Source organism: Rhizobium sp. J15 (assembly GCF_002531825.1).
Taxonomy (GTDB): domain Bacteria; phylum Pseudomonadota; class Alphaproteobacteria; order Rhizobiales; family Rhizobiaceae; genus Rhizobium.
Window position 1 is genome coordinate 14,684 of record NZ_NWSX01000062.1, and the last position, 17,240, is coordinate 31,923.

16 protein-coding genes are annotated in these 17,240 nt (G+C 61.1%); 9 read left to right on the forward strand and 7 right to left on the reverse strand.

Annotation, left to right across the window (positions count from 1 at the left end):
* The first annotated feature begins 54 nt into the window (after positions 1–54).
* The 7 genes from adh to CO670_RS30075 all read left to right on the forward strand — a co-directional run bounded on the left by adh (position 55) and on the right by CO670_RS30075 (position 9,924).
* Entirely contained in the window at positions 55–1,563 is a 1,509-nt protein-coding gene (adh, locus tag CO670_RS30045; RefSeq protein WP_097593637.1) for an aldehyde dehydrogenase, read from the forward strand.
* A gap of 218 nt (positions 1,564–1,781) precedes the next feature.
* Positions 1,782–2,174 (forward strand): DUF779 domain-containing protein, encoded by a 393-nt coding sequence (locus tag CO670_RS30050; RefSeq protein WP_097593638.1) that lies wholly within the window; start codon positions 1,782–1,784, stop codon positions 2,172–2,174.
* A 96-nt stretch (positions 2,175–2,270) separates the two neighbouring features.
* Complete coding sequence (locus CO670_RS30055; protein WP_097593640.1) at positions 2,271–2,978, forward strand: SDR family NAD(P)-dependent oxidoreductase; 708 nt, start codon at positions 2,271–2,273, stop codon at positions 2,976–2,978.
* Positions 2,979–3,170: 192 nt separating this feature from the next.
* A complete protein-coding gene (locus tag CO670_RS30060; RefSeq protein ID WP_097593653.1) occupies positions 3,171–4,298 on the forward strand; it encodes a calcium:proton antiporter in 1,128 nt (375 codons plus the stop codon).
* A 135-nt stretch (positions 4,299–4,433) separates the two neighbouring features.
* The gene (locus tag CO670_RS30065) at positions 4,434–5,198 is read left to right on the forward strand and encodes a DUF4239 domain-containing protein (RefSeq protein ID WP_176539060.1); all 765 of its coding nucleotides are present in this window, start codon (positions 4,434–4,436) and stop codon (positions 5,196–5,198) included.
* Between the two features lie 304 nt (positions 5,199–5,502).
* Complete coding sequence (locus CO670_RS30070; RefSeq protein ID WP_097593642.1) at positions 5,503–6,699, forward strand: efflux RND transporter periplasmic adaptor subunit; 1,197 nt, start codon at positions 5,503–5,505, stop codon at positions 6,697–6,699.
* Between the two features lie 42 nt (positions 6,700–6,741).
* Positions 6,742–9,924, forward strand: coding sequence for a multidrug efflux RND transporter permease subunit (locus CO670_RS30075; RefSeq protein WP_097593644.1), 3,183 nt, complete (start codon positions 6,742–6,744; stop codon positions 9,922–9,924).
* Between the two features lie 8 nt (positions 9,925–9,932).
* On the opposite strand, the gene CO670_RS30080 is transcribed toward CO670_RS30075, so the two are convergent.
* Positions 9,933–10,262, reverse strand: a complete 330-nt coding sequence (locus CO670_RS30080) for a hypothetical protein (RefSeq protein WP_097593645.1) — start codon at positions 10,260–10,262, stop codon at positions 9,933–9,935.
* Positions 10,259–10,927: a DUF2092 domain-containing protein gene (locus CO670_RS30085; RefSeq protein ID WP_245426130.1), complete on the reverse strand. Its 669-nt coding sequence runs from the start codon at positions 10,925–10,927 to the stop codon at positions 10,259–10,261. The genes CO670_RS30080 and CO670_RS30085 overlap by 4 nt, the downstream gene beginning before the upstream one ends.
* Here CO670_RS30085 and CO670_RS33545 point away from each other — a divergent pair.
* Positions 10,926–11,132 carry a hypothetical protein gene (locus CO670_RS33545; RefSeq protein WP_245426133.1) on the forward strand — a complete coding sequence of 69 codons (207 nt, stop codon included), beginning with the start codon at positions 10,926–10,928 and terminating at the stop codon, positions 11,130–11,132. The genes CO670_RS30085 and CO670_RS33545 overlap by 2 nt on opposite strands.
* 117 nt (positions 11,133–11,249) lie before the next feature.
* Here CO670_RS33545 and CO670_RS30090 read toward each other — a convergent pair whose 3' ends face one another.
* The 5 genes from CO670_RS30090 to CO670_RS30110 form a co-directional block, all read right to left on the reverse strand.
* Positions 11,250–12,044, reverse strand: coding sequence for a hypothetical protein (locus CO670_RS30090; RefSeq protein ID WP_097593648.1), 795 nt, complete (start codon positions 12,042–12,044; stop codon positions 11,250–11,252).
* A gap of 283 nt (positions 12,045–12,327) precedes the next feature.
* A complete protein-coding gene (locus CO670_RS30095) occupies positions 12,328–13,359 on the reverse strand; it encodes an ABC transporter permease (protein WP_097593649.1) in 1,032 nt (343 codons plus the stop codon).
* A 41-nt stretch (positions 13,360–13,400) separates the two neighbouring features.
* Positions 13,401–14,942 carry a sugar ABC transporter ATP-binding protein gene (locus tag CO670_RS30100; protein ID WP_097593650.1) on the reverse strand — a complete coding sequence of 514 codons (1,542 nt, stop codon included), beginning with the start codon at positions 14,940–14,942 and terminating at the stop codon, positions 13,401–13,403.
* A 78-nt stretch (positions 14,943–15,020) separates the two neighbouring features.
* Positions 15,021–15,986, reverse strand: a complete 966-nt coding sequence (locus CO670_RS30105; protein WP_097593652.1) for a sugar-binding protein — start codon at positions 15,984–15,986, stop codon at positions 15,021–15,023.
* 263 nt (positions 15,987–16,249) lie between these two features.
* On the reverse strand, positions 16,250–17,020 hold the full coding sequence (locus CO670_RS30110; protein WP_097593654.1) for a glucose 1-dehydrogenase: 771 nt from the start codon (positions 17,018–17,020) through the stop codon (positions 16,250–16,252).
* A gap of 16 nt (positions 17,021–17,036) precedes the next feature.
* Here CO670_RS30110 and CO670_RS33280 point away from each other — a divergent pair.
* Positions 17,037–17,240 (forward strand): hypothetical protein (locus tag CO670_RS33280; RefSeq protein WP_210202700.1); only part of this gene is annotated, 204 nt, incomplete at its 3' end.

Here is a 17,240-nt window from a genome sequence, read left to right on the forward strand (position 1 = left end):
CACATTTTCCTCCCACTGGTTCACTTCGGAACCTGATCATCAAGGGAGGATGACATGCTTCATCAAAAGGTCGTCGAGTCGCCGTTCAAGCTGAAATATGGCAACTATATCGGCGGCGAATGGCGCGAGCCGGTCGAGGGCAAATACTTCGAAAACCTGACGCCCGTCACCGGCGGCAAGCTCTGCGACATTCCCCGCTCCAATGAAAAGGACGTCAACCTCGCACTCGACGCCGCCCATGCGGCCAAGGACAAGTGGGGCCGCACCTCCGCTGCCGAGCGCTCCAACATCCTCATGAAGATTGCCCAGCGCATGGAGGACAAGCTGGAACTGCTCGCCCAGGCCGAGACCTGGGACAACGGCAAGCCGATCCGCGAAACCATGGCGGCGGACATTCCGCTGGCGATCGACCACTTCCGCTACTTCGCTTCCTGCATCCGCGCCCAGGAAGGCTCGATCGGCGAAATCGACCACGATACGATCGCCTATCACTTCCACGAACCGCTCGGCGTCGTCGGCCAGATCATTCCCTGGAACTTCCCGATCCTGATGGCCGCCTGGAAGCTTGCCCCCGCGCTTGCCGCCGGCAACTGCGTCGTGCTGAAGCCCGCCGAGCAGACACCTGCGTCGATCCTGCTCTGGGCCGAACTCGTCGGCGACCTCCTGCCACCCGGCGTGCTCAACATCGTCAACGGTTTCGGCATCGAGGCCGGCAAGCCGCTGGCAACCAGCCCCCGCATCGCCAAGATCGCCTTCACCGGCGAGACGACGACCGGCCGGCTCATCATGCAGTACGCCAGCCAGAACCTCATTCCGGTGACGCTGGAGCTCGGCGGCAAGTCGCCGAACATCTTCTTCGCCGACGTGATGGCCGAGGATGACGACTTCCTCGACAAGGCGCTCGAAGGCTTCGCGATGTTCGCCCTCAACCAGGGCGAAGTCTGCACCTGCCCGAGCCGCGCCCTCGTCCAGGAATCGATCTACGACCGCTTCATGGAAAAGGCCGTCAAACGCGTCGAGGCGATCAAACAGGGCAACCCGCTCGATCCCGCGACCATGATCGGCGCCCAGGCATCGAACGAGCAGTTGGAAAAGATCCTCGCCTATCTCGACATCGGCAAGCAGGAAGGGGCTCAGGTTCTGGCCGGCGGCTCGCGCAACGATCTCGGCGGCGAGCTGGCGAACGGCTACTACGTCAAGCCGACGGTCTTCAAGGGGCACAACAAGATGCGCGTGTTCCAGGAAGAGATCTTCGGGCCTGTCGTCTCGGTCACGACCTTCAAGGACGAGAAGGAAGCGCTCGAAATCGCCAACGACACGCTCTACGGCCTCGGCGCCGGCGTCTGGAGCCGCGACGCCAATCGCTGCTACCGCTTCGGCCGCGAGATCCAGGCCGGCCGCGTCTGGACCAACTGCTACCACGCCTACCCCGCCCACGCCGCCTTCGGCGGTTACAAGCAGTCCGGCATCGGCCGCGAAACCCACAAGATGATGCTCGATCATTACCAGCAGACCAAGAACATGCTGGTAAGCTACAGCCCGAAGGCGCTCGGCTTCTTCTGAGAAGCGTCCGCATGGTGGGAGAGGTCAAAGCCCCTCCCCAACCCCTTCCCACAAGGGGGAGGGGCTTAACGCGTTGAACCGCCTCGCTCTAAAAGCAATGCATCGCCTTGCCGAGACTTCGGCGAGGAAAATTGCCGGAGCGGCATCATAGCCCCTCCCCTTGTGGGGAGGGGTTGGGGAGGGGAATTTCTTCCTCCCGAAACCTTGGAGGAAGAACGATGGAAACGACCGTCAACGGCGAACCGCGTGTTCTCGCAACCGACGCGGCGCTCGATCTCATCGCGGAAATCAAACGCGATCATCCCGATATTCTCTTCCACCAGTCCGGCGGCTGCTGCGACGGCTCCTCGCCCATGTGTTACCCCGCCAATGAATTCATGATCGGCGACAGCGACGTCAAGCTCGGCGAGATCGGCGGCGTGCCGGTCTATATCAGCGCCAGCCAGTTCGAAGCCTGGAAGCATACGCAGTTGATCATCGACGTCGTGCCCGGTCGCGGCGGCATGTTCTCGCTCGACAATGGCCGGGAGAAACGCTTCCTTACCCGCTCCCGCCTCTTCGGCGGCGAGGCCTGCATGGTGCCGGACACCAAAGTCAGGCAGACGACCTAGCCTCAATATCCTCATACTCCTTCGAGGCTTGCGCTGCCGCTGAGCGTGGATCAACAATGCGGTATCGTTCAACACCGGCTCGCAGGAGATCCGTTCATGAGTGACCAGAAAGCCGTTATCGTCACGGGCGCCGGAGGCAATCTCGGCCGCGCCGTCGTCCGTGAGCTTGCCGCCGCCGGTATGAAACTCGTCTGTATCAATCGTTCGAGCCACGGGCTGGAAAGCCTGGCCAACGATCTTCCCGCCTCCACCGAGTTTCTGCCGATCGCGGGAACGGATCTTGCCGATTACGGTTCCTGTACCGCCGCCGTCGCCCAGGCCGTCGCGCGTTTCGGCGGCGTCAGCGCATTGGTCAACACGGTCGGCGGCTTCCAGATGGGGCCGGTCGGGCCGGATGCGCCCGCGCAATGGAAGATGATGATGACCGCCAATGCCGACACGGCGCTGACGATCAGCGCTGCCGTTCTCCCCATCATGAAGGCTGCCGGCTACGGCCGCATCGTCCATGTCGCCGCCGCGCCCGGCCTGAAGGCAGGCGCCAACCAGGCCGCCTATGCCGCCTCGAAAGCGGCGGTCATCCGGCTGACCGAAGCGATCGCCGCCGAATGCCGCGACGACCGCATCACCGCCAATTGCATCCTGCCCGGAACGATCGACACGCCCGAGAATCGCGCCGCCATGCCCAACGCGAAGACGGAAGGCTGGGTATCGCCGCAGTCGATCGCCCGTCTCATCGCCTTCCTGATTTCACCGGCCGCAGCCGTCGTCACCGGCGCCGCGATCCCGTCCACCGGCCGCGAATAGCCGAAGGGCTTGCCCCGATTGCAGCCCTCTGGCGTGATGGGGTCGTTTTGATATTCTGAGAAAGGCAGGGGCTTCCGCATGAAGGCAATCGGCCGTTTGGTCCCTTCATGCGGCGGACGCGGAACAGCGGGCGGGACATAACGGTATGGATGAGCGTATCGCGGCGGAATTTGCCGGATGGCGGTGGTTGCGATGACTGACGGGCCGATATCGCGCACCGTCGGGGGGACCAGCCTGCGCAGGGAATGGTTCCTCGGCGTCAGCATCGCCACCAGCCTGATATTCATTGCCTTTCCCGAGCCGCTCTTCGCCCGGCTCTCCGATCCGCTTTGGTTCACCGTGGTTTTCGGCTGGCTGTTTGCCGTCGTCCTGGGCTCGGCCTTATCGGTCGTCCGGCATGCGGATCGTTTGGCCGAGCGGCTGAAAGAGCCGTACGGCACGCTCATTCTGACGCTTGCCATCACCTCGATCGAAGTCATGGCGATATCAGCCGTCATGATTCACGGCGAAAACAACCCCACGCTTGCCCGCGACACCCTGTTTGCGGTCGTCATGATCATCCTGAACGGCATGGTCGGCCTGTCATTGCTGCTTGGGGCCTGGCGGCGGCCGGAGCAGCAGCATAATCTGCAGGGCGCCAATGCCTATCTCGGCGTCATCGTGCCGCTCGCGACGCTGAGCCTGGTCATGCCGACATTTCTGGCCGGTCCGGACGGACAGCATCCATCGGCGCCGCGGCAATTGATACTGGGCATCGTCTCGGTCGGTCTCTACGCCACGTTCCTGTCTCTCCAGGCCGGCCGCCATCAGGAATATTTCACCAGCGACGGCCGGCGTGAGCACCACGGCGAACAAGCTCCGCCTCACGGGCCGATCTGGCCCAATACCGTCCTGCTCTTCGCCTATATGGGTCCGGTGGTCTTTCTGGTCGAACAGCTGGCGCGGCCGATCGATTACATCATCGAAACCCTGCATGCCCCAACCGCTTTCGGCGGTGTCATCATGGCCGTCCTTGTCGCCACGCCCGAGGCAATCAGCGCCGTGCGCGCATCGATCGCCGACAATCTTCAGCGCTCCGTCAATATCTTCCTGGGTTCCGTCCTGTCCACGATCGGCTTGACCGTGCCGGCGATGTTGGCCGTCAGCCATCTCTACGGACACCCGGTTACCCTGGGTCTGGAACACGGTGATCTGGTGATGCTCCTGCTCACCCTTGCCGTCAGCATCATTACCTTCGCCAGCGGCCGCACGCATCTCATGCAGGGCGCCGTCCACCTGGTGCTTTTCATGGCTTACGTGCTGCTGATTTTCCAGCAATGACTTCCGTGGCATCTCGCCCGATGGCCGCGATACAAAGTAAAGATTCCGCGCTTCGCCCGTCCTCCGCTATGATGGCGAAAATCTCGCACATCTCACGACACTTGCGGGATCGGGGAGACGGTAAGGGGACCGGACTTGAGCTCACTATTGCTTGGCGGGCTTGTATTTGTCTTTCTGTCGGCGGCGACATCGATAGGAATGATCGTGCGCGGCCGCTTGCCAGATCATCATCTCAGTACGGAATCCAAGGATGTCATCAGGCTCGCAACCGCAGTGGTGGGAACGCTATCGGCCTTGGCGCTTGGCCTGCTGATCGCATCCGCCAAGTCCACGTACGACACTGCCGAAGCGGAGATGCGGACGGCAGCAGCGCGGGTCCTGCTGCTCGATCGCGTCATGGCGCAATACGGACCGGAAACCGACCATGCGCGCCGGCTGCTGCGTGAGCTCATCGAAAGACGGCTGAGCCGTGGCTGGACCGCCGAGACCACCGATGAGACATCCGGCAAGGACTTGGGGGAATACCAGGACATCGAAGCGGTGCAGGGCGACCTTCGATCCCTCTCGCCGCGGGATGCCGTGCAGCGCTCGCTCCAGGCGCGTGCTCTCGACGTGAGCGGCGTGGTGGCGGAAACGCACTGGCTGATGGTCGAATCCGGCAGCGAGGGTTTGCCCTGGGCTTTTCTCGGTGTTCTCATTTGTTGGCTCTCACTGCTTTTTGCGACCTTCGGGCTGCAGGCGCCGCCAAACCCGACCGTGCTTTCCATTCTCTTTGTCTGCGCCTTTTCCGTCGCCGGAGCGGTCTTTCTGATCTCGGATATGGCCAATCCTTACATCGGGCTGGTCCGCGTTTCGAACGCACCCTTGCAATCCGCCATCGAACGCCTGGGAAAACCATAGCCGGTTCAGGACATCGCCAGAACGATCCATTCCCAAGGCCCGGCCTTTTCGCTCTGACGCTATTCAATTGTGCACGGAGGGCTATTGCAATTTTTAGCAATGCCGCGACATAATATCACATGCCTTGAACCTTCGGCAGGCCGGTTGGGGCCGCCGTCGAGGCACGCATGAAGACGACAGCACGCGCGTCTTTCAGACGCGCAAAGGACGCTGTCGCACTTTGAATTGCTGCATAATTTATCCTTCGATCGATTCCGATTGCAGGAATTATGCAGCGGGCTCTTGACATGTCGAGGCGGCGGCAATGCGTGGGAGATTGCATCAGGGTCTGCGACTTTTTCTGACATTTTCCGGCATGGCGATTCTCGCCGGCTGCGAGGAGAGCGGCAACAGCTATGTGCCGCCCCCGCCGCCGCCTGTTCGCGTCGCACAGCCGGTCCAGCAACCGGTCACGCTCTATTTCGAGCTCACCGGCAACACGGCGCCGCTCAATTCCGTCGATATCGAGGCGCGCGTCCAGGGCTATATCCAGTCCATCGACTATCAGGACGGCATGATGGTGAAGAAGGACGCCAAGCTCTTCGGCATCGAGCGCGATACCTATCAGGCGCAGCTGGATCAGGCCAAAGCGTCGCTCGCCTCGCAGCAGGCCTCCCAGGTCGGCGCAAAGCAGGAATATGACCGGCAGCTCAATCTTATGAAGCAGGAGGTCACCACCCAGACCGCGGTCGATAGCGCCAAGGCGACGCTCGACGAAGCGAATGCCGCCATCCTCAACGCCCAGGCCAATGTCGAGCTCGCGACGATCAATCTCGGCTACACGGAAGTGCTCGCCCCCTTCGACGGCATCGTCACCGATCACCTCGTCGATATCGGCACGCTGGTCGGCGTGTCCGGTCCCACCAAACTCGCCAGCATCGTTCAGACCGATCCGCTCTATGCCTATTTCAACGTCAGCGAAACGCAGGTGCTGATGATCAAGCAAACCCTGGCTAAACAGGGACACACTTTCAGGCAGACGGATCTTCCGAGCATACCGGCCGAGATCGGTCTGCAGACCGAAGAAGGCTATCCGCACAAGGGCCATCTCGACTATGTCTCGCCTCAGCTCGACGCCTCAACAGGCACGCTTCAGGTGCGCGCCTTGTTCGACAACAAGGACCACGCCATGCTGCCCGGCCTCTTCGTCAGGGTGCGCGTGCCGGTCGGCCACAATGACAAGGCCCTTCTTGTGCGCGACGACGCGATCGGAACGAACCAGCTCGGCAGCTACGTTCTCGTTCTCGGCAAGGACGACGTCGTCGAGCAGAAGCCGATCAAGACGGGCCAGCGTGAAGGCCCGCTGCGCGTCGTGGAATCCGGCCTCGACCCGGCGGACCTCGTCGTCATCCAGGGTGTCCAGCAGGCAATCCCCGGCAGCAAGGTCGCGCCCGAGAAGATGGAAATGAACCCGGCGGCCACCGCTGCCGGCGATGCCAAGGCCAACACAACCACGCAATGACTTCGCCACCGTGCTTCATCTGAACGTCCAAAGGACAGCAGCATGATCTCGCGTTTCTTCATCGAGCGGCCGGTACTCGCCAACGTCCTGGCATTGGTCTTCGTGCTCATCGGCGCGGTCGCCCTCTTCCAACTGCCGGTGGCGCAATATCCGAACGTCGTTCCGCCGACGGTGCAGGTGACGACCCGTTTTCCCGGCGCCAGCGCGCAAACCCTCGTCGACACCGTGGCGCTGCCGATCGAGCAGCAGGTCAACGGCGTGCAGGATATGCTCTACATGCAGTCGACGAGCGCCAGCGACGGCACCTATTCCCTGACCGTCACCTTTGCCATCGGAACGGATCCCGATCAGGCGCAGGTCCTGGTGCAGAACCGTGTCGCCATCGCAATGTCGTCGCTTCCCGAGGCGGTGCAGCTTCAGGGCGTGACGACGCAGAAGAAATCGACGGCGATCCTCGGTTTCGTCAGCCTGACCTCGCCCGACAGCCGCTATGACAGCCTGTTCCTGTCGAACTATGCCGTCATCAATCTGCAGAACGAGCTCTCCCGCCTGCCGGGTGTCGGCAACGTCACGGTGTTCGGCGCCGGCCAATACGCCATGCGGATCTGGATGGATCCGAACCTGCTGCAGGCGCGCGGCCTGACCCCGCAGGATGTCGTCAACGTCGTGCAGCAGCAGAGCCAGGAGGTCGCCGCGGGCCAGATCGGCATTCCGCCGGTGCCGAAAGGGCAGCTCTTCCAGTACACGCTTAATGTAAACGGTCGGCTGAACGAAGCGGCCGATTACGAAAACATCGTCGTCAAGGTCGAAAGCGGACAGGGCGGCCGCATTACCCGCGTGCGCGATATCGGCCGCGTCGAGCTCGGCGCCCAGACCTACAGCCAGTCCTTCATGCAGAACGGCCGGCCGGCGGCCGGTATCGGCATTTTCCAATTGCCGGAGGCGAACGCCATTGCGGTGGCCCAGGCGGTACGCGCGAAGATGGAGGAACTGTCGAAGAGCTTCCCGCCCGGCCTCGAATATCACGTGCCGTTCGACACGACGAAATTCGTCGAAGCCTCGATCGACGAGGTTTACGTCACCCTGATCGAGGCGGGCGTGCTCGTTCTCATCGTCATTCTCATTTTCCTGCAGGATTGGCGGGCGATGCTCGTGCCCGCAACCACCGTTCCGGTCACCATCATCGGCGCCTTCGCGGCCATGGCGGCATTGGGCTTCACGGTCAATCTCTCGACGCTCTTTGCCATCGTTCTCGCCATCGGGATCGTCGTCGACGATGCCATCGTCATCGTCGAAGGCGTCGCCCGCCACATCGAGGCGGGCATGTCCGGCCGGAAGGCGGCCGAGAAGGCAATGGAGGAACTGCTCGGCCCGGTCATCGGCATCACACTCGTGCTGATGGCCGTTTTCATTCCGGCCGCTTTCCTGCCCGGCCTGACCGGGCAGCTCTATCGGCAGTTCGCGCTCGTCATCGCCGCAACCGCGCTGATCAGCGCCATCAACGCCGTCACCCTGAAACCGACGCAATGCGCCCTCTGGCTGCGCTCACCGGTGCCGCCCGAAAAACGCAACGTCTTCTATCGCGGCTTCAACAGGGGCTACGATTGGGGGGAACGCCACTATGCCGGATTGATCGGATCGATGACGCGCCGCAGCGGCATCATGGCCATCGCAGCGCTCGCGTTGATCGGGGTCGCCATCTGGGGCCTCACCCGCCTGCCGACCGCCTTCCTGCCGCTCGAAGATCAAGGCTATGTGCTGATCAGTGCGCAATTGCCCGACGGCGCCTCGAAGGAGCGGACGGATGCCGTGATGGAAGAGGTCGGCAAGATCGCCGAGGCCGCGCCCGGGGTCGATCAGGTGCTGACCATCAGCGGCATTTCGGTCCTCGACAACAGCGCCAGCCTGCAGAATGCCGGCGTCGCCTATGTCGTCCTCAAGGATTGGGATGAGCGCGGCAAGGAAAAGGGACAGGACCTGCTGTCGATCTACCAGCATCTGAACAACGCCCTGCAGCACGTGCTGACCGCCAAGACGCTCGTGGTCGTGCCGCCGCCGATCCAGGGCGTCGGCAATGCCAACGGCTTTACCATGCAGGTCGAGCTCCGGAACGGTATATCCGATTATCCGCTGCTGCAATCGCTTGCCGATACGATCGTCAAGAACGGCAATGCCCAATCATCGCTGCAAAGGCTGAGCACGCCGTTTCGCTCGAACGTGCCGCAGCTCGCCGTTTCCGTCGACCGCATCAAGGCCGAGACATTGGGCATTACCGTGGGACAGGTCTTTTCCGCTCTCTCCGGCTATGTCGGATCGAGCTACGTCACCCAATTCAACAAATTCGGCCGCACCTTCCAGGTCTATGCGCAAGCCGCTTCCGATTTCCGTGTCAGCCCCGAAGACATCCGCAACCTCAAGGTCAAGGCCGGCGACGGAACCATGGTGCCGCTCGGCACGGTCGTCGATGTCACGAGGACGCAAGGTCCCTCTCTGATCAGCCTCTACAATCTCTATCCCACAGCGACCATCGTCGGCGGACCGGCCGCGGGCTTCAGTTCCGGCCAGTCGCTCGAGGTGATGGAGCAGATTGCCGATCATACCTTGCCGGCTGGCACCGGTTTCGAATGGACCGCACTTTCCTATCAGGAGAAGGCGGTCGGCGGGCAGATCTACTTCGTCTTCGCGCTTGCCATGCTGCTCGTCTATTTCGTGCTCGCCGGCCAGTATGAAAGCTGGATCCTGCCGCTGGCGGTCATATCAGCCGTGCCGCTGGCCCTCCTCGGCACGGTGGCAGCCCTCACCGCGGCGGGTGTGGCCAACAATCTCTATACGCAGATCGGCCTTATCCTGCTGATCGCGCTCGCCGCCAAGAACGCCATCCTCATCGTCGAATATGCACGAGAGAAGCGAGCCGAAGGCATGGAAATCCTGGATGCGGCCGTCGAAGCCGCACGTCTGCGCTTCCGGCCGATCCTGATGACGTCCTTCGCCTTCATCCTCGGCGTGCTGCCGCTGGTGCTGGCAACAGGTGCGGGCGCATCGGCGCGCAAATCGATCGGCATTTCGGTCTTCAGCGGCATGATCGCCTCGACCTGCCTCGCCGTCCTCTTCGTTCCCTCTTTCTACGTGCTGTTGCAGCGTCTCGAGGAATACTGGAAGCGACGCGGCGCGGCCGCAAACTCCGCCGCAACAGTGGCTGAAGCGGAGATATCGAAAGTCGGATAGGGTGACGGTTACTGGACGATCACCTGCACATAGACGTTGCCGCTCTTGGCGTAATAATAAGCGCCGCATCGATAATAATAGCCACCGAAATAGGGGCCATAGCGGCAACCTGCCGGAAGCACGGCGATTGTCGTCGTCGTGCGTGTGACCACCCGGCGCGTCGTCCGCCGGGCCACGCCTGCATAGGAGAGCGGCGTCAGCGGCCTGCCGATGACGGCTTCGGCCGGCGTCGCGAAGCCGATCGACAACGGCATGGATGCCTGTCGCTCGATGCGGAAATCGGTAAACGTCAGGACGCCGGCAAGGCTGAGGGCGAACAGCAGCTTGTTATAGGTCATTTCGCTTCTCCCATATCGGCGGCGGCCGGAAGCTCGTCGAGCGACTGCATCTCGCTGAGATCGACCGTCTTCGCACTGGCTGGAATTTCGATGGTGTAGGCAACGGCCGCGACATCCGCCCCGCTTTTGAAATCGCTGATTTCGAGCGTGTATTGCGGCGCCTGGACGACATGCTTGCTGGTGATGACGTAACGGCGCGGGATGGGTTGCGAGCCCGTCTGTATCCAAATCTGCCAATCGATTTCCGGCGTTCGGAAGGCCAGATATTCGCATTCGACGCCATCGACGAAAGCGCTCGAAATATGCTTGGCCTCCGTCACGTCGGACATAAGCACATCATAGACATTGGACGACAGCAGATCCGCTCCCGGCGCCTCGACGCCGGCCGTCATCAGCCTGTCGATCAGGTCGTCGAGCGAACCTTTTCCATCGATCTTGGCATAGGCATCGAGGTTCTTGCCATGCACCGTCAGCGACGAGCCGTCGAAGCTGACGTCGAGGTCGGCGAATCCGCCGGTCCTTGTGACGCGCAGCTTGTCGGGGCGTGTCATATTGGCCGTCCCGGAGCTGACGAACTGGAGCTTCTCGAAGTCGGGCGTCACCGCTTCGAGTGACGATTGGTAGGTGAAGGATATCGTCTTCTGCGCCGTCAGGAAGTCGGACATGGTCTTGAGAAGAGCTTTTGCATCATCCGCCCACGCACTCACCGGCGTAAGGCTGGCGGCAAGCGAGGCATATAGGAAAATCCGTTTCAATCGCTGGAAAGAAGGAGTCGATGACATGGCAATGCCTTTCGTTCGTGTCGTCATTGATTTCATCGAATTGAAGGTAAAGGCTGCCGGACCTGCCGCAGCCGCGCATAAAATGTGAGAGATGCAATGCATGCATGCGGGCAAACTCCGCTTGCCGGCCTTTGCGGTATTCCGCTCACGGCTCTCGCGCTGGAACGCGAGAGCATCTTTTGGGAAGGAAGCCTTCGAACAGGCGCTACAAGCCCGAGGTCAGCACGCGGTGGCAGGCCGGCGATACGCGCGGCAGATTGTCCCGCAGGCAGGCGATGCCCCGCCCTCCTCCCAAAGGCACCATGCGGCAGAATGCCTGAAAGTCCGCTCCGCAGGTTTCCCGCAGGATCATCACTTCCTCGCGCGGGGAGAAGGCCGGCATCATTGCCCGAGGTGCGGGCGTGATCGCGCCGGTCGCAGCCGCATCGCCCGTCGCCGGTGCGCCCGATCCCCCCAATGCCGCAACGGCCTGCTGGCATGGCGCCGATAGAGCAGCGCTGTGCTGTTGCAGGCAGCTGAGCGCCTCCGCACCGCCCGGCGTCACGCCGGAACACTGCGCCATGAAATCGCGCTGGCAGGCCGATTTCACCGCATTGCGCTGCGCCTGTGTCGGCTGGTGCGCCGGCGTGCCGGTCGCCGGCGCAGGGGTAGCCGTCGCGGTATTTGCAGGTGCCGCCGGCGTAGGTTCTGCAGACGTCGACTTGGGTTTGACGTTCACCGCAGAAACCGCTTTCCGGCAGCCTTCCGAAAGCGCAGCGCTATGCTGCTGCAGGCAGGTCAGCGCCTCGATACCGCCCGGCGTCACCCCGGAGCATTTGGCCATGAAATCAGATCGGCACTCTGCTCTGATCGCATCGCGCTGCTCTTCGGTCGGCGCTTGCGCGGATGCAATTCCGGCGAGGAACACAATCGCGCAGAACATAGGCAACGCGGAGATTGCCGATTGAAGACGATGCCTCCCGGATGGAGACGCCGTTGGAGAAGATCCCCATTTTTGCATGATTCCCCCCCTGTAAATCTCTGATCTACTTCATGAAATCGAACTGCCCTCTGAACAGGAAAATAGGCGCCGCCGAGTGGACGGACGTTACTTGCGACTACGGAAATATATGATGCGCCTGAACTATGTATATTAGAATATTATCCTTTTAGCAACCAGTTCGTCGTCGCTTGAAAATCGATGACAACTTGCAGGGATATTATTTCGACAATCCAGAACGACAAAAGCCCGCGCGAGGCGGGCTTTGCGAGCTTTGGTTGCCAGTTCAGTTTTGAGCTGTTCGCTACACCTGGTCCTGATTGGCAACCACCGGCAATTTGCCCTCGTCCGAAACACGGGCTTCGGTCTGCCGGGCGGCAGAGGCGAGTCGGCGCTGTGCGCGGATCGCGTTCCATTGTTGGTCGATCAGCACGCCGATGAGGATCACGCCGCCCATGACGGCGAAATTCAGCGAAGATGGGATGCCAAGCAGATTCACGAGGTTCTGCAACTCCTGGAGCAGGACCGTTCCGAGCACGACGCCCACGATCGATCCCTCGCCGCCGCGGAGCGAAAAGCCGCCAAGCACGGCAGCGGCAATTGCGTAGAGTTCATAGAACTGGCCATGGCTGGCCGGCGAGATCGAGCGTGTGTACATGGCGAAATAGATTGCCGCGAGCGCCGTAAGCAGTCCGCAGATGACATAGGCCGACATCACCATCCGACCGGTTCGGATACCGGAATAGCGGGCCGCCTCCTCGTTCTTGCCGATCGCATAGAGATAACGCCCGAAGACAGAGCGATGCAGCACCACCCACATCACCACGGAAATGATGACGAGCGCTATGAAGGTGTTGGGAACGCCGTACAACCGTCCGGCGGTCAGGAACTCGAGGTACGGGAAATTTTGGCCGAACGCAAAACCCGCCGTCCCGTCGGCCGTATAGAAGCGCGCCGCGCCGCGATAGATAAGGAGGCCGCAGAGGGTGACGACGAAGGGCTGCAGGTTCAGCCGGGTGATCAGCCAGCCGTGAATGGCGCCTATGGCCGCGCCGAGCACGAGAATGAGTGGTAGCGCCAGCATCCATGGCATATCTTGGACTGCGACGAAATCGACAAACAGCACGCCAAGAAGCGCGACGAGCGAACCCACGGAAAGTTCGATACCGCCTGTAATGATGACGTAGGCCTGGCCAATCGACAGGATGCCGAACAGGCCGATCAGGTTGGCGGTATTCGCCAGGTTGATCGGCAGCAGGAAGCGTGGATTGATGATCGCGACGACGATGCCTACGACGACGATCAAAAGCAGCAGTCCAAGATCTTTTTTGATCATTCGAGATCCATTCCCCGATATCAATTATATTGCCGCGGCGGTTATTTTACGCGTTTGCCGACAGCAAGCAAAAGGACGCTTTCCTGACTGAATTCGTCCTCATCGAGAATGCCGGCGATCTGGCCCTCATGCATGACGGCAATGCGGTCCGAAACGCCGATCACTTCTTCCATGTCGCTGGAGATCATCAGGATCGCGACACCGGCATCGGCAAGTGCCCGCATCAGGCCGTAGATCTCGTTCTTCGCGCCGATATCGATGCCGCGTGTCGGCTCGTCGAAGATCATCACCTTCGGGCTCATCGACAACCATTTGGCAAGCACGACCTTCTGCTGGTTGCCGCCGGACAGAGTGCCGGTTCGGCTCGAAACAGAGGGCGCCTTGATGCCGAGGCGAACGCGCTGCTTTTCGGCCGCCGCCGTCTCCCGCTCGGAGGAAAGCATGAAGCGGCTGGCAAGCATGGGGAGATCGGCAAGGGTTATGTTCTGGGCGATCGGGAAATCAAGAAGAATGCCGTTGCGCTTTCGATCCTCCGGCACCAGGAAAATACCGCGAGCAACGGCGTCGCGCGCGGAACGGACGGCAATTTGCTGCCCGTCCTGCAGGATGACTCCGCCGTAACTGCGATCGATGCCAAAGAGCACCCTGGCAAGCTCGGTGCGGCCGGACCCGACGAGGCCCGCAAGTCCGAGGATTTCTCCATACCTGATTTCCAGATCAACGGGACGGCCGGGATAAGCCGCAGTGCGCACGGCACTTACCTTCAGCGCAACTGAGCCTGGTGAACGCTGCGGCTTCGCCGTACGGGCCGCAAGCATCCGGCCAATCATCAGCTTGACCATCTGGTCGTGGCCGATTTCCTTCTTGGCGAGAGTGCCCGCAAGCGCGCCATCACGGAGGACGACGACCCGGTCGGCCACGCGCTCAACCTCGTGGAGCCGATGCGAGATGAAAATAACACTGATGCCCTCTGCCTTCAGCAATTTGATGATGCTGAGCAGCCGCTCGGTTTCAGCCAGCGGCAGGCTGGACGTGGGTTCGTCGAAGATGACGAGCCTCGCGTTGATGGACAGCGCCTTGGCGATTTCCACCATCTGCTGCTCGGCCAGCGAAAGCGACGCCACGGGTGTGTCGGCGGAAAAATGCGCGCCCACGCGCTTCAACAGCGGCTTTGCCATGTCCCTTAGTCGATCGCGATCGACGAGCTTGAGAGGCCCCGCCTTCAGCGGTTCGCGCCCCAGGAAGATATTGGCGGCGACGTCGAGATTCTCAAAAAGATTGAGCTCCTGATGCACGAAGGCGATGCCGGACGAGATGCTCGACTCCACGGTGAGGAAACGAAGCTCTGCTCCGTCGAGCAGAATCGTGCCCCGATCGGGTGCGATCACACCGCCGAGAATTTTCATCAGCGTCGATTTTCCAGCCCCGTTTTCGCCGACAAGACCGATAACCTCGCCTGGCATGATGTCCATTGACAGGCCTTCCAGCGCAACGACGCCTGGATAGGTCTTGCCAACGCCGGAAAGCGAAAGGAACGGCGTTACGGGCGCGCCCGGTGACGGGATGTCGGAACTATGGTTCATCGGCTGTCCATGGCTAATGATGCTGGCGGCATGAAACCCGCTTCGCGGCGGCGGTGAGTGCCGCCGCCGCGAAAGAGGTTATTTTCCAGCCATGGCCTTCAGGTTGGCAGCATATTTGTCGACGTCATCCTTGCCGATGATCACCGTCGGGATGATGATCAAGCCATCGGCGGGAACGCCTGATTTGTCGCCCTTGAGGTAGGCGGCCATCAATTTCATGCCCTGATAGGCCCATTCGAACGGCTGCTGTACGACGGTTGCCGCGATCGTGCCTTCCTTGACACCGCCGAGCGTGATCGGATCGTCATCAAAGCCGACGACGGTGATCTGGCCGAGTTTGCCTGCGTCGCGCAGCGCCTCATAGATGCGCGGCGTGTTGTAGGAGTAGAAGCCGACCATGCAGGTCAGGTCGGGGCTGGCCACCAACGCATCCTCGACGTTCTTTTTGGCGCGCGTCTGGTCGATGTCGTCACCGCGAACATCGACAAGCTCGATCTTGGTACCCTTGAGCCCTTCCTTCATTCCCTCGATGCGTTCGCGGGCGTTATCGGCGCCCAGAAGACCGACGAAGCCCATGCACTTCCCGCCGTCCGGCATCGCCTTCTTGGCAATTTCGGCCGCCTGCTTGCCGGCGTCGATGTTCGAAGAACCGATATAGGCGACCCGGTTGGTCTTCGGCGCGTCGCTGTCGGTAGTGAAGAGAGCCGTCTGCGAGCCGATCTTGTTGAGACCGTCCGTCTGGGTCTTGGGATCGACGGCGGAGACCATGATACCCTTGACGCCGGCGCTGACGAGATCTTCCATGAGACGCTGCTGAATGGCGACAGCCGCCTGCTCAGGATATTTCAGTTCCATGTTGTAGTCTGGCATCTCGCCCTGTGCCTTCTTCACCCCCGCCTCGGCGGCTTTCCAGAAGTCGGACGCTCCGTTGACAACGAATGCGAGTGTCGGCTTGTCGGCGGCATGTGATGCAGCCATCGGCGCCGCACTCAACATCAACGCAGCGAAAAACAAGGCAGCATTTTTCCGTTTCAGCTGTTTCATAATACTCCTCCCAGGGGCCGCGGTTGCGAGGGCCCGTTCGCGACTTACGGCCGGCCGCATGCTCGCCCCCTCCAAGGGCCGTCGCAAAGCGACGTGTGGCATAGGCGCCGATCGCACATCGACGGTATACCAGAATCTAAATTAGTAAATAGTCATATTAATGCAGTTCAAAACATGTCGATGCTGGGTCACATCAGCGATCCTGATCCTGGGAGACGGTCGTTCGCGTCTCATACGACTTACGCTGCAGGCGCACCTCAGCCTCAGGCGACGGACCATCCGCCGTCCACGAGCAGGTTCGCGCCGGTGATGAGGCTCGCAGCCGGCGAGGCAAGGAAGACGACGGCACCCACCACATCATCGGTTTCACCGATCCGTCCGAGTGGGATGTGACCGAGCGTCGCTTTGCGATTGTCGGCATCGGATAGGAAAGGGGCTGTACCATCCGTGTGGATGAACGTCGGCGATACGGTATTTACGGTGACATTGTGGCGTGCCCATTCGGCTGCAAGGCAGCGCGTAAGATGATTAATTGCCGCCTTGCTCATGCAATAAATGGACTCGCCGCGCAGTGCCACAGTACCGGCCTGGGAGCTGATATTGATGATCCGGCCCCCGTTGCGTTTGATCATGTGGCGACCGACTGCCTGCGTCATCAGAAAGGTGCCCTTGATGTTGACATCAAGTATCTCGTCAAGGTCCTTCTCCTCAACAAGCTCCGCAAGATTGCCCGGCGCCACGCCGACGTTGTTAACGAGAATGTCTATCCGACCGAACGCCTTGAGCGCAGCATCGACAGCTTGGGCAATATGGGTCTTATTGGGAATCTCCAGTTCAACAGGGAGAACTTTTCGCCCCGCACCCTCGAGTTCGGCAACCAGACCCGCCGACGCCGCGACATCGCGGATCCCCAAAACAATATCGGAGCCGGCTGCGGCACAGGCAAGTGCGCAAGCTCGACCGATGCCACGGCTAGCTCCGGTCACCAAAGTCACTTTACCGTCAAGGCTGAAGTCCGGCGCGTTCTTCTGCATCGCGATGCCTCCCTCGATGAAGCTCATTTATGGCAGCCTCGGCGTGCGGATGCCAGATGGGAAGCCACGACCGCGCACGCCGGTTTTCGCGAGGGATAAAGCGAGATGCTTCCGTCTCCGAGAAGGTGAAGTCTTCGTGCCGGCGATTTGCTTTGATATTTTTAGAATCAAAAAAGCCCGCTCGTCGCGGGCTATTTGTTTGGTTGCGGGGGCAGGATTT

Excerpts from the sequence above, each read along its gene's own strand:
- CO670_RS30080 (WP_097593645.1), bottom strand. The coding sequence starts at position 10,262 with ATGACCTATAACAAGCTGCTGTTCGCCCTCAGCCTTGCCGGCGTCCTG.
- CO670_RS30075 (WP_097593644.1), top strand. The coding sequence starts at position 6,742 with ATGATCTCGCGTTTCTTCATCGAGCGGCCGGTACTCGCCAACGTCCTG.
- CO670_RS30110 (WP_097593654.1), bottom strand. The coding sequence starts at position 17,020 with ATGCAGAAGAACGCGCCGGACTTCAGCCTTGACGGTAAAGTGACTTTG.
- CO670_RS30100 (WP_097593650.1), bottom strand. The coding sequence starts at position 14,942 with ATGAACCATAGTTCCGACATCCCGTCACCGGGCGCGCCCGTAACGCCG.
- CO670_RS30105 (WP_097593652.1), bottom strand. The coding sequence starts at position 15,986 with ATGAAACAGCTGAAACGGAAAAATGCTGCCTTGTTTTTCGCTGCGTTG.
- CO670_RS30085 (WP_245426130.1), bottom strand. The coding sequence starts at position 10,927 with ATGTCCGACTTCCTGACGGCGCAGAAGACGATATCCTTCACCTACCAA.
- CO670_RS30050 (WP_097593638.1), top strand. The coding sequence starts at position 1,782 with ATGGAAACGACCGTCAACGGCGAACCGCGTGTTCTCGCAACCGACGCG.
- CO670_RS30060 (WP_097593653.1), top strand. The coding sequence starts at position 3,171 with ATGACTGACGGGCCGATATCGCGCACCGTCGGGGGGACCAGCCTGCGC.
- CO670_RS30055 (WP_097593640.1), top strand. The coding sequence starts at position 2,271 with ATGAGTGACCAGAAAGCCGTTATCGTCACGGGCGCCGGAGGCAATCTC.
- CO670_RS30070 (WP_097593642.1), top strand. The coding sequence starts at position 5,503 with ATGCGTGGGAGATTGCATCAGGGTCTGCGACTTTTTCTGACATTTTCC.
- adh (WP_097593637.1), top strand. The coding sequence starts at position 55 with ATGCTTCATCAAAAGGTCGTCGAGTCGCCGTTCAAGCTGAAATATGGC.
- CO670_RS33545 (WP_245426133.1), top strand. The coding sequence starts at position 10,926 with ATGGTCTTGAGAAGAGCTTTTGCATCATCCGCCCACGCACTCACCGGC.
- CO670_RS30090 (WP_097593648.1), bottom strand. The coding sequence starts at position 12,044 with ATGCAAAAATGGGGATCTTCTCCAACGGCGTCTCCATCCGGGAGGCAT.
- CO670_RS30095 (WP_097593649.1), bottom strand. The coding sequence starts at position 13,359 with ATGATCAAAAAAGATCTTGGACTGCTGCTTTTGATCGTCGTCGTAGGC.